At 31.2% G+C, this 12,246-nt stretch carries 11 protein-coding genes; 4 read left to right on the top strand and 7 right to left on the bottom strand.

The window, feature by feature from the left end; translation table 11 throughout:
• Nucleotides 1–89: 89 nt before the first annotated feature.
• On the bottom strand, nt 90–425 hold the full coding sequence (locus EKL95_RS10115) for a helix-turn-helix domain-containing protein (protein ID WP_199736816.1): 336 nt from the start codon (nt 423–425) through the stop codon (nt 90–92).
• Nucleotides 426–639: 214 nt separating this feature from the next.
• Here EKL95_RS10115 and EKL95_RS14950 point away from each other — a divergent pair, with 214 nt between their 5' ends.
• Nucleotides 640–813: a hypothetical protein gene (locus EKL95_RS14950; RefSeq protein WP_158614859.1), complete on the top strand. Its 174-nt coding sequence runs from the start codon at nt 640–642 to the stop codon at nt 811–813.
• Nucleotides 814–991: 178 nt separating this feature from the next.
• Here EKL95_RS14950 and EKL95_RS10110 read toward each other — a convergent pair whose 3' ends face one another.
• Both EKL95_RS10110 and EKL95_RS10105 read right to left on the bottom strand, forming a co-directional pair.
• On the bottom strand, nt 992–2,647 hold the full coding sequence (locus tag EKL95_RS10110) for a helix-turn-helix domain-containing protein (protein ID WP_126564158.1): 1,656 nt from the start codon (nt 2,645–2,647) through the stop codon (nt 992–994).
• Nucleotides 2,648–2,796: 149 nt separating this feature from the next.
• Nucleotides 2,797–3,048 (bottom strand): hypothetical protein, encoded by a 252-nt coding sequence (locus EKL95_RS10105; RefSeq protein WP_072944922.1) that lies wholly within the window; start codon nt 3,046–3,048, stop codon nt 2,797–2,799.
• A gap of 4 nt (nt 3,049–3,052) precedes the next feature.
• Here EKL95_RS10105 and EKL95_RS10100 point away from each other — a divergent pair, with 4 nt between their 5' ends.
• Entirely contained in the window at nt 3,053–3,661 is a 609-nt protein-coding gene (locus EKL95_RS10100; protein WP_126564157.1) for a hypothetical protein, read from the top strand.
• 427 nt (nt 3,662–4,088) lie between these two features.
• On the opposite strand, the gene EKL95_RS10095 is transcribed toward EKL95_RS10100, so the two are convergent.
• A complete protein-coding gene (locus tag EKL95_RS10095; protein ID WP_126564156.1) occupies nt 4,089–4,934 on the bottom strand; it encodes an RteC domain-containing protein in 846 nt (281 codons plus the stop codon).
• A gap of 321 nt (nt 4,935–5,255) precedes the next feature.
• Here EKL95_RS10095 and EKL95_RS10090 point away from each other — a divergent pair, with 321 nt between their 5' ends.
• Together EKL95_RS10090 and EKL95_RS10085 are read left to right on the top strand one after the other, a co-directional pair.
• Nucleotides 5,256–6,098: a HipA family kinase gene (locus EKL95_RS10090; RefSeq protein ID WP_126564155.1), complete on the top strand. Its 843-nt coding sequence runs from the start codon at nt 5,256–5,258 to the stop codon at nt 6,096–6,098.
• A gap of 1 nt (nt 6,099) precedes the next feature.
• On the top strand, nt 6,100–6,987 hold the full coding sequence (locus tag EKL95_RS10085; RefSeq protein ID WP_126564154.1) for a hypothetical protein: 888 nt from the start codon (nt 6,100–6,102) through the stop codon (nt 6,985–6,987).
• A gap of 123 nt (nt 6,988–7,110) precedes the next feature.
• Here EKL95_RS10085 and EKL95_RS10080 read toward each other — a convergent pair whose 3' ends face one another.
• The 3 genes from EKL95_RS10080 to EKL95_RS10070 form a co-directional block, all read right to left on the bottom strand.
• A complete protein-coding gene (locus EKL95_RS10080; RefSeq protein ID WP_126564153.1) occupies nt 7,111–8,046 on the bottom strand; it encodes a hypothetical protein in 936 nt (311 codons plus the stop codon).
• A gap of 262 nt (nt 8,047–8,308) precedes the next feature.
• Nucleotides 8,309–9,268 (bottom strand): hypothetical protein, encoded by a 960-nt coding sequence (locus tag EKL95_RS10075; protein WP_126564152.1) that lies wholly within the window; start codon nt 9,266–9,268, stop codon nt 8,309–8,311.
• A gap of 147 nt (nt 9,269–9,415) precedes the next feature.
• On the bottom strand, nt 9,416–11,017 hold the full coding sequence (locus EKL95_RS10070; RefSeq protein ID WP_126564151.1) for a DUF4435 domain-containing protein: 1,602 nt from the start codon (nt 11,015–11,017) through the stop codon (nt 9,416–9,418).
• Between the last annotated feature and the right edge of the window lie 1,229 nt (nt 11,018–12,246).

Raw genomic sequence — 12,246 nt, 5'->3', positions numbered from 1 at the left:
CCTTTTAGGACAAAGTCCTCGTGCCATCCTTCGTCGATATTTGTGAGATTACTTCATTCCGATAACTAGTGGAACGAAGCAATGACAGTTCATTTGAATAAGTTTGGAGAAGCACTAACCTTGTTGTTTTCCAGTACTTTATCAATGTCTTGATTGGCGTAATAGATAGTGCCACCTATTTTGGTATAGGAAAGTGTTCCATTGATACGCAGGTTTTGAAGTGTTCCGGGAGAGATATTTAACAACTTTCGTACTTCGGGGGATTTTAGCCACTGTTTCTGCTGGAGTGGTTTGGATTGTATGATTCCTTTTAAATCATTGAGAAGAAGACTTCGAAATTCGTTTAAGTCTTCCATTGTAATTAATTGCTCGCGGTACATTCTGTTTTTAGTAGCGTTGGTGGAGCTGTTGCTTTCAAGTGCCATAACTTATGTTTTAGGTTGTTATGGTACAAAAGTGTTGGTATTGGTTGATTTTATATCACAAGTGGTTCACAAGTTGTGAAAGAAAAAAGGAGCATTTATTTTGAAATGGTTGTGGTTATTGACTTTTTTTAATAAAAATATAAGAGCGGATATAAGAAGTACGTTTATGTAAGAACTGATTTTTTGTTTGAAGAAATCTTTACTTTTTTCATTGATGAAAAAAGTAACAAAAAAATCAAGCCTGCGTACCCCTGTCGGTCAAATTAGTTTTCGAGTGCTAAAAGAGGCAGCACTCGCTGCGCTCAAACAGCTTTTCTTTTTGCGCATTCTTCAAACATTTGACACTCGACTGCAGATGCTAATGACGTTTGGGTCTGGTAAATATTAGCGAGTTGGCTAAACATATTTAAAATCTTAAACGTCATTTTATATTGTTTTTTTTGAAATAAAATTTATGCCTTGAACTGACGTTTTGAATAATTATACCCAGCGGGTTATATGAGTGAGTAGAGCTAATTTTTTCTAGTGTTTTTTGAGTGTATAAAAATCATACCAAAAAAATATTTTTAATTGTTTACTGCTATTGATTTGTTTAATTCCGTACAGAAGTAGCTAGGGGATATTCCTGTACGGGATTTAAATGCTCTTGTGAAGTTTTGAGTAGAACCAAATCCAGCTTCTTCTGCTAGAGATTTGTTTTTGTAAATACGGTATTTATTCTCACTTTTAAGCAATTCTATGATATGATCAATCTTAAGATCAGTGATATATTCAATGATTCCTTTGTTACGGTATTTTGCAATTATTTTTGAAGCATATTTGGTATTTGTATTCAATAAAGAAGCCAATTTCAATAAATTCATCTCTTTTTCGAGATACTTTTTACTGATTTCGAATTTTTCCAATTTTTTTAGGATTGCAGCAACTACTTCAGGATTGATATCGAGTTCCTTACTTCCGTTTGCTACAAATAATTTCGATGTTTCCGGTTGGCGGTTCATCAGCTCTTGGAATAATTTTTTAGATCTAAAATGTCTGTAAACAAGGAATGAAATTATTGACATCAAGACTGCTGTGGTACTAATGGCAATATTAGTTATGGAATTATTGGAGTTTTCTAAATTACGTTGCGTTTGCAGTAGTTTTTCAGTATCGTATACTTTAGTTATTTTTCCTGAAAGGTATTTGTAATTGTGTTCTAATAATTGATCGATTTTTAAGAGTTGATCTACGTAAAGTAAATGTGCTTTTTTATCATTTTTAATTAGAGAATAATCAATTAGCAGTTCATAGGCCTCCCTTAATTCCGGACTTATATAGTTTTGCTGTTGGAAAATTATATCTACTTTTTTGAAATAGGCTACGGCTTTTTCTTTTTGATTTTGAGACCAATAATTTTTACCGATATAAAAATAAGCAAGAGTTTCATTGGCAAAATCTTTATTACTCTTAATATCCGGTAATGCCAACGATAATTTTTTTATAGCATCGACATAGTTGTGTTTAAAAGAGTGGTTTATACCTTCAGAAAATAGAAAGTATGATTTCATTCTAAAAATTTCAAATTGAATTGCCGCTTTTATTCCTATTTGATTTATTTGACTGCTTAATTGGTATTTATTAACTCTGCTGTAACATTGACCTAATGAATATAATGAATTGACATAGGCGTGATCATTTTGCTCTTTAAAATAAGTAACGCACTCTTTGAATAAACTTATTGCTTCGTGATAAAATCCAAGATAATATTTAGTTAGCGCTTTGCAGTATTTTAATTTGTAAATAAGATATTCGTCGTTTGTCTTGGAAATATAGTCCTCGGCAATGAGGTAATTGTCCAGTGCTTTCATCATCTTTTTATCATCATAATATACTATTCCTTTTGTCATATAAGCGGATCCAATCAATTCAGCACTGTTTGTTCTTTTAGCAGCAATAACCAAACTGTCAGCATATAGGTGTCGGAGTTTTTTATCGAATTTATATATTAAGGATTTATAGGCGAGAGCCATTTGCTTATCGTTTCTTTCGGATTTGGCTTTAGCTAACCAAGACTGTGCATATAAGCGTTCTTTTAAACTATCACTTTCCTTATAATTTATTTTTTCATTGAAGTAGTTACAGTCTTTATTTGAGAGACTATCTGGAATTATAAACTTTTTTTGAGCGTTTAAGCTGATAAAAAAACAAAGTAAAAGTAAGATTAAGTAGTTTTTTTTCATGTTCTAAAATGGGGATTATAGCGTTTTAAAAACAAAATAGAGGAGTTGGGTCTCTATTTATCAGGAATAAATGTAGCTAAAAAACTTCAATAATTAAGATAATTACCCTGAGAGACCCTAAATGTATTTTTTGAATGTTAAGTTGTTGGTTATGTACTAATTGTTCCTGAATTGACTGTTGTCAATTCAGGAATTACACCTATTAAATTCCCGAATTGAACAGCAGTTGTGTTGTGTGTTACGGAGTACACATTTAGTTTTGCCCTGAATTCAAATGGTTTTGTTATGAGCAAAATCGCCACTGTTCCCATTACCCCGGGTGAAAAGAACTGATGAAAAAAGTAATCAGTAACATTTAAAACATTTACAAAAATGAAAAAAGTATTTTTATTCCTAGCCATTTTAATGTGCTATTCCATTTCGCTTATTCTGCAGTCTTGTAGTACTGATTCTGAATCAACTATTGACAATGCACCCAATAGTTTTGAAAAGAGAACGCACTACACTAAATACAACTCAATAAGTAGTCGTATCATTCCAGCTAATAGTGCTAATCCTTATGATGAGGCAGGAAGAAGACTTTATAAGAAAAAGTCTTATGTCATTCTTCAAAATCTACAAAAAGGTAGTGTAATTAGCAGCGTGAAGAGTAGTGATACCAATTCTTTATCATCAGGAAAAGTATCGCCTATTCTTTCGGATAGTCTGTCTGAATTAGTTGCTAATTGGGATTTATCAGTAGAAGCCAAATTAAGTTTTAGTCGGTTTATTAATTCCTTGCTGCTTCTTTCAAAAACGGAAGAACGATATGAAGTTCTATATGATTTTATAGTTGCTTATGAAGCGAGTGTTTTGATAAATGAGACGTTTACGGAAAATGATAAAGAGGTTGTTTTAACGAATTCATCAGTTGTTCGGTATGAAACTTATGAGGAGTCAATAACACCTCCAAAGAATAAAGATCCTGATTGGACTATTCTTTTTAGAGAAGTTAGTTCATCAAAAAAGTACTAGCTGTTGATTTGTAATAGAAATTTTATTTCTAAATAATTAGTTTGATACGGCTGTCCAGATGGGCAGCCTTTTTTTAGTTTGTCAGATTTTTATTTTAAATGGTGTTCGCAGGATCTTTGATTTGTATTTTCAATAACTAATGGTCTCTGATGATAGTTTTTACTTTTTTCCTTGATGAATAAAGTAACAAGAAAATATTCATGGTTTATTATTGTTTTTTAGTATTCATGACCCGAGCCTGAAAGGCGAACGGATGAAATAATCTTCGATTTCACTGCCTGAAAATTCAAAACGTAAAAACTACCTCAAAATTCCATTCCGCGCCCCTGGTCGTTCGCCTTTCAGACTCAGCTTGCGGAGAACTGCCATTCCGTTTTTCGTTGTTTTTTGACGTTTTTAATTTAAGGTCGGATTTAAAAGCCCAAATTTAATTTTCATCTGCATCATCCATGCGGATTATTAGTTTGTTTTTGAGTGTATTCATAAATTTTGTCCTATCGGATTTCCTGTTGCGAATTTCCAGAAAAACCCTGTTGAATTGGCCCAATTCGATTTCTAAAGAAGACTCGAAAAAGGTTATGACTTCTTTGAGCCCTGTGGCTCCATTATTAAAAACGCCTTCTGAATGCAGTGCATAAATCAATTCTATCAGATCTACTTTTGATCCAGTCCATTTCAGGCTTTTAGAGAGTGGAGAAGGCGATTGTGTGATTATTGCCTTTCTTTCTAGTTTTTCCATTTGCTCCACCAGAAAATTTTTTATTTCATCGTTCGCTATTATGCGAGCCATCTTATAGTCGTGAGAGGTTGCGAAGCGATGGTCTATTTGAAAATAAACACTGTCCATCATTAATTTAAGGTCGTATTTTTCGCGTATATAATATTTGCTGTCAAGACAGTTGTTAGCCGTTCGGCAGTAGCGGTAAAATTCCTGGTTTTGTTTGAAGAAAACTTTTAATTTAAGAAGTTCTGAGTTGTAATATTTAGCTATTGTTTTAAGGGAGCCCAATGGCTTGTTGGTTTCTATAGTATATATTTCGCTGTAGTAAATCAGTTTAGCCGCAAATTTTGGTTTGATGTCGCGAAAGAACTCTATTTCTTCTTTCTTGTTCAACGATTTATATTTTATGAAAAAGGATTTTAGCCTCTGTAAGGCAGTAACGCTACTTTTAATGGCTAATTCGGCCGATTGAATTGGATTTTCTGTTTGCAGATGGATTACTTGTAATTGCTGTTCTAATTGGGACATCAAAGATTCAGAAAATAATTTCATTGAAGCGGTTTAAGATTTACAAATTGACTTTTTGGTAATTGAATTGGGCTGTAAATCTATTTGATGATTGCTATTGTTGCAAATGGAGTGGTGTGCGATTCCCGAATTGAATAGTGAAATTCCCGAATTGCATAGTAGTTATAATTTTATTTTTTTGCATTTATGATGACATCTAAAATTGTTTAAATAAGCTGTGGTAATCATGGATTGCGATGTTGTATGATCCTTTAAATCTGCAAAGTAGGTTTTTAGTAAATGCTACTAAAAACAGTTTTTTTTAAAGAAATACTACTATATTTACTATAAACTATTATAAATTGTATGATTGACATTCTCAAGGTTAAAACAGAACTTTTGTTGGAAGAGACAAAAACATCAGGTCATGCTCCTTTAAAGTTTATGTGTAATGATAACAATTTGTATTACTGCAAATACTTAGTTGATTTTGATCCAAAAGAGATTAATTGCCTTGCTTATGAAATAGTTTCGCATTATCTATTGAAAGCGTTGGATATCCCTACTCCAGATATTGCTTTGGTCCAGATTTCCGAAGGAACTTTGGATAAAAGTATAATTAAAAAGAACAGACGCCTTCGTATAAACCATATTTGCTTTGGTTCTAAAGGAATAGATCCTTCAGAAGAAATTAACGAATTTGAAACCTGTACTAACAAAAGAGAATACAATCGAATTGAAAATCCAGAAGATGTTATCAAAATTGCTCTTTTTGATTTGTGGATTAATAATATAGACAGGGGACGATTTATCAATCCAGGTTTTAATTACAATCTATTGGTTGTTAGATCTGGCAGCAAACGTAAAATAATGGCATTTGATCATGCTTTTGTTTTTGGTGGAGTTCAGCAAATAGGAGTTTTTAATTCAAAAATGCCCTTTGAAAATCAGGATAAGTTTCATCAATCGGATTTTTACAAGAGCTTTATTCGTTATATGGACGAAGAAGAAATAATTGAAATTGTTGATAATTTCATACCTTTGTTGAAAATTTCCCATAAGGAGGTTATTGATGCCATTATTTTTCAATTAGCTGATGTATGGAAATTAACGCCTAATTTAGCGGACCGAATACAAGAATATTTGTTTTGTGAAGAACGAATTGAAAAAGTAAAAGCCGTTATATTGCACAGTAAATCCATTTATTAAAATGAAAACATTTTTTAGCATTGTCAGCATTCAAACTAACCCTATTTCTTCGGAAAAAGTGGTTATGGGCGTATTGGCTATTACTGAAAATGAGATTTATTTTGATTATTCTAAAAGCAAATTGGGACTATTAGATAAATTGGCGCCTACCAAAATAGGGATTGGAAGCATGGCTAAAAATGCCTTGCAGCAAATCAAGCAAAAAGTAGCTGAGACTAATAAAGCGTTGACCAAAGACCAACAGCAATTAGTATTTTCAAATTCGATTTTCTCTAAAGATTATATTTCTTATTTGAATAAATACAATAATGGTATTTTGCATTTTACGGAACCTGCATCTTTGCCTTTTGATTTTACTGCCGAGAAATTTATGCAGTATTATTACAATTTTGTAGGTGAAACGATAGCTATAGAAACCAAGAAAGAAATCGTGACTTTTGCCAAAAAGATAAAACCTGCTTTTGAAAAAGAAGGTCTTGACGAAAAAGCGGATCTAAAATTTACTTTTGACCCTTTTAATTTCAAAGGTATTCTAAAAGAGACACATATTCCGCTGATTACTAAAAATGGAGCCATTAGTGCCATTCAAATCGTTGATTTTAGTCTAGGAGAACAAACGGTGGTGCATCATTTGTATGAAACAAAAATTATAAAAGAAGCTTTGAATGTCTTTGCGAAAAAGGCCAATACTACAGTTAAAAAAATTAAAATTGCTTTTGAAGAACCCATTCAAGGTACATTACAATATGATTTGTTTGATTTGAGTATTCAAAACTACAAAGATGATTTTGATTTTATTACACCAGATATATTAGAAAAAGAAACGGAATTGATTTGTAACTCTGACAATATCAAGTTTTCTGAATTTCTTTTGACTTTAGAATTATAGAAATGACCTCTCGGCCCTTTCTTTTTGCATTACAGTTTCTAGTTGTTCTTTAAAACTTTTAACTACACTTCACATTGAAGTCACGGAATGCAATTCCGCGCCATCGGTTCATTATCTATTGGCCTATATGTCGGCCTTTGGGGCTATAAGTTTTATGACCTTTTTATATTCCTCAAAATCTTTTTGTTCCTCAAAAATTATATCATAAACGCATTCATCGTTTTCGAATACTTTACTAAATTTTGCATTAAACTGGTTGAATAGAAGTTCCATTAATCCTATACCCATCGTATCTTCTTTTGACAGTGATAGTCCGATATTGATTTTCTTTTGCCATCCTTTTGCAGACAATCTTAGAAATCCTCCTCCCTTCATGGGAACTAGAACTAAATTACCAGGGTATTTTTTTTGTAAATTTAGCTCGATGCAATCGATTAGTTCAAAAACATATTTGAAATATATGTGAGCATTTTCTTTTGCAATCTTTTGTAAAAAAACTAGTTGTTGGCGAGGGTCTTTTTTCAAATTATGCGTCACATCATCCATTCCATCATAATATGACGTCTTAAATGTTTCAGGGTAATCCTTAAAAATTAAATCCGGAGCTGCATGTGAAAAACCATTCCTAAAAACATTTTTATATTTCAAAAGTTGCCTCTTTTGTTTACCAGATATTATTTGTTTGCGAGCACATTGATTTATGGTTTCATGCATATCCAAATCGAAATAGGGATACATTTTATCCCAACAGTCCTTCCAAGGGTGAGTAAGTGGTCTTAATTGCATTTCATCTTCAATAAGGGCAAGCTTAAGAAGTCTCTCTAGTATATAGTTTGTTAGGGTTATTGTAGCAGTGTTTGCTTCGATAGTCAGGCATCTTACAGCTTCTCCTATATTAACTGCCAGTTCCATAAAAATAACGGGCCGATAGTCGAGATAAGACTTATACTCATCAAAGTTGTTTTTATATGAGGCAGAGAAAAACTCTTCATGATTATCTATTAATTTTAGCTGAGTATTGACTTTCCCGTTGGTTATTTCGGATCCTTGTTTAGACATGTTTATTTATTAGAACTGTTCATTCTTCACCATGGTTGGATTTTCACTTGCACTTAACGTCAGTTCATCTAAAACCTCCAGACAAACTTTATTTTGTTATTTAGAAAGTAAATATATAGGATTTAAACTATAATTCAAATTCTTTTTGGCAGCATGTATAACATTTTAAGTAGGCACTCGATGTAATCAAGCACCAGAGAACTTGCGATAGTACCTCGTAGAGCTGGGTAATTCCACTAAAACTCTATCTATACAATTGCTGTTATGCCTTGTATTTTATTAATTTCAATTCTCCTTTGTCATTTCTTATGCAATTGTACCAAGGCAATTTTCTAAATCCAAATTTCGTAATTTCTTCAATATCTGAATCTATGTAATTTTGAGCTTTAATTTCAGTAGTAATCAATGGAAGGATAAAATTACCAGCTTCAGATTTCAAACAAATTCGTGGATTAACATCTGTTGTAATACTTAAAAACCCAGAACCAATCATTCCGTCAAATAATGTAAAAGTTGAATCATGCAACAATGATAAAATACAAACAATTAAATCATTTTTATGTTCTTGTATTTTTTTTAAATCAAGTTTGTGGTCTAATTCAGTACTTAATTTTTTTAATCCTTTTGTGAAATCATCAATTATTTCTTTTTGTGTAAACGCTGGTTTTCCTGTTATTGTACCTCTAATAAATTTCAACAAGTCATCAAGAAAGAAAAATTCATGTTGATTTAAAGTTGTTTTCGTAATATAATAACCATTGTCTTTTTTGTACGAATTAGAAACTAATTTTTTTACTTGAGTTTTGTTTAATTTATAATATTTTAAGAATAAAGCATTTTCGATATCATCAATTCCTGAAAGAATAATCAATTCGAAGAGCTTTTTGTCTATTTTTTCTGTTTTAAAATAATTGTTTAAAACGGCATCACTAAAAAAACTTTCAGGTTGATGTTTATTCTCTTCTATAAAATCTTTCGTTAAGATTTGTATTTGATTGTCTTTAATAAATTTCAATTTCGCATATCTAACATCAACTTTTTTATGACAAATTCCTGAGTTTCTTTCAGAATGAGCTACAAAATGACAGATTTCTTTCAAGAAAGTTTCATCTTTTAGTTTTTCTCTAATTTCAATTAATAGAAGTTTAATATCGTCCTCGTCAAAAAGACCGTTTTCGATATGAAGAATTCTTTCTTTAATTTTCTGTTCTTTTTTTTGCATCAATAGAAGAGTGTAGAGTTTTTTTATGAGGCATAACGTTCTGGTGCTGGGAATGGTTAGGAAATTAATGAATAGCAGAGTTTTGGCTGAACGGAATTATGATTAAAACGGCAATTCCACTAAACCCACAATCTCGCTAAATGGCGGTTATGTGACGTTTTTAATTACCATTAAGTCAATTCCCTCTCTTAAAATAGTTGCATTTTCATCTTTTCTCTTTAGCAATGTAATTACCATTTTTCGATATTCTTCTTTATTCCTAATTCCAATTAATTCGCAAACTTTAGATTCTGGTATTAAAGCTTTTTTTAAATTAAACAAGCGTAATACAGTATTATAATCATTGTTTGTTATTGCCGTTTCAAAATCTGACTTGATATTGTTATACAATTCTCTTTTATTAATAGCTTCAAATAAACTATTTATTTCAATTTCAGTATCATCAATTTTTTGAGATTGGAAATTGGAAAGTTTATAATATTCTCGCCTTAATAATTCCTTGTAATGCAATAAAATTTGCGACTCTAATTGACTCGAAAAGAAACTAATTAAATTACTTTTAACTTGCAGAAAAACTTCATCTGCATTTTTTCCCATATGCGTAGCTAAAGCTTTAACAATATTTTCTATAAGTAACAAATTTTCAGCTTCTGCGACATCAAGAACCCAAATTTGCTTTTTATTTAAATTAATTACATCTCCAATTTGTCTCCTATCACGATCTACAATTCCATAAGATTGAATGTTATGAAAACCTTCTAATTCATTAAAAGACTTTACGCACTCAATAACCTTGTCACAACTACCGAGTGGTTTTAAAGTATAATTAAAATAAATTTGCTCATAAATTTCATAATCAATACTGCTATTGTCTCCTTCTAAAAATATAATAGGTTTTCTACTCCCTAAAACTTCTAAATATAATTGTTCAGGAATAGGCATTGTATTGTCAAGTATTTCATAATCCCATAATCCAGTACTTTCGTATGATTTAGCCCATATTTTTGTTGCATTTTGTCTTGTAAAAGCAAAATCTATATCGTGAGTTAAATATACGAATGAACAGTCTTGTCTTTCATTTTCAATTAAATCAAAAAGTATTTTTATGAGGGATTTGTGAATGTGCATTTCAGGTTCATCAATAATGATAATTGAATTCTCAGGAGAACAAACTACTTCTCCTGCTAAATAGAAAATTACTCTCTCTCCATCACTCATTTCAGAAGCATTATAGATTTGCTCGACTTCACCAGTTGGATAAGTTTCTATAACTCCAGCTTTTTTAGATAAACGTCTATGTGGAAGAACAATTTCCCATATTTTCTGAATTCTATCCAACTTTGTATTTGGTTTTTCCCCACCTTTTTCTTTATAATTTAATGATGATTCATATTCTTCAGTATGTAATAATACCATAAGTTTTTCATAATCATTAAGTAAAAAGGTATTTATATTTCCTCCCCAGCGGCTATCTCTCCAACCTGAATTTTTATAGTAATCATTCTTATCCCAACTTCCATATAGAAATTCACTTTCAGCTACTTCCTTAGACTTAGTACTAACAAAATTAGGAATTGATAATGTTTTTTGTGCAGAAACTCTATGTGAAAACTTCTTATATCTTTCTTCTATATTCGCTCCAAATCTTGTTTTTCCAGATCCATTTGCACCGATAATTACGAGTTGTTCAAACTCAATTTCTGGTTGAGTGTTAGGACTGCCTTTTTTTAATGGTAATTGGATCTTCATAATTCTGTAATTTTGTTGGGATGGTAAAATGTCACATAACTTGTATATAACATCAACAAGTAACGCTTTTTTTAAAGTTTGACCATATTTCAAGCTATATATTCTAGTTCGCAAATAAAGACTTTTATAAGTATTGTTACAATACCCACATTTAGTGATATTTTGACTTAAATTAAAGAGTATAACAGTAAGCTAATTCCAATGTGGCATCTTTTCTATTTATCCATCTTTTTCCAGCTACCATTATAATGCCTATCCCTCAAATGCTTATAAAACTTCCCTGTCATATAAAGACCTAAAAGCCATACCACAACAAACCCAATGATTTCATACCATTCCATATTTTGAATCTTTAAGTAAGGTCAAAATAGGGGTTTAATTTTTTATGCGGTATGCAATTTGGAAAATTCAATATGCAATTTGGGAGTTTTAAAAAATAAAAAAGATGCCTCTCTGAGCATCGTTTTTATATAATCTTATTATTTTCTATAATTCTAATAATTTAAAAAATTCCGACAACTTGATATTTCTTGATTCGCAAATTTTTTTAAGAGTATTAACAGGAATATTATAATTTGATCCTTCGATATTAAGCGAAGTGTTTTTAATTTTTCTAACGATGCTTTCTTCAATATTATGATCCAATGCAAATGACCTCTGAGATTTATAAGGCTGAATCCAGTTACTGAAAATATAGTTACAAATAATGTTGCTAGTTGCTGTCATTAATAACAAAGAAAAGTCAATCAATAAAAAATAACGCGTACTTTAGTACGCGTTTCAAAGTATTTTGTTATATTTGTTTTATCATTACGAATATGTAATGTATTTTTGCGACTCTTCATATAAAATATTTGAAGCATTCGCTTTGAATCTCGGCTCGAAACTTGGCAGTTTAAAACCACGAGATGATAAGTAAGATGCTCACGTCTATAGGCGTGGGCTCACTTATTCGTGGTAGGTATGCCAAGTACCAGAGACGTTTATGCTGAGTTCCATGCCTTTTTTATTTTCAATAGGCACTACTTAAGCTTAATTTTCTCAGCACCGCTTCATCCTTTTTCATAGTCTCGCAGCAGTTTTAACCGCTAAATAAACCATAACTATGAAATAAAAAAAAATACTATTTATTTAATGCCTGTGCTGTTTCTTTATTTTGAGTTAGTGTTTCAGTGCAGGTTCTTTTTTTGATTCAGATAAAAGAGCAAAGAAGTTATTGTTTTAAATTT

The organism is Flavobacterium sp. LB2P53 (genome assembly GCF_003970305.1).
Taxonomy (GTDB): Bacteria; Bacteroidota; Bacteroidia; order Flavobacteriales; family Flavobacteriaceae; genus Flavobacterium.
Note: the sequence above shows the minus strand (reverse complement) of the source record. Positions and strands in the feature narration are given on the sequence as shown.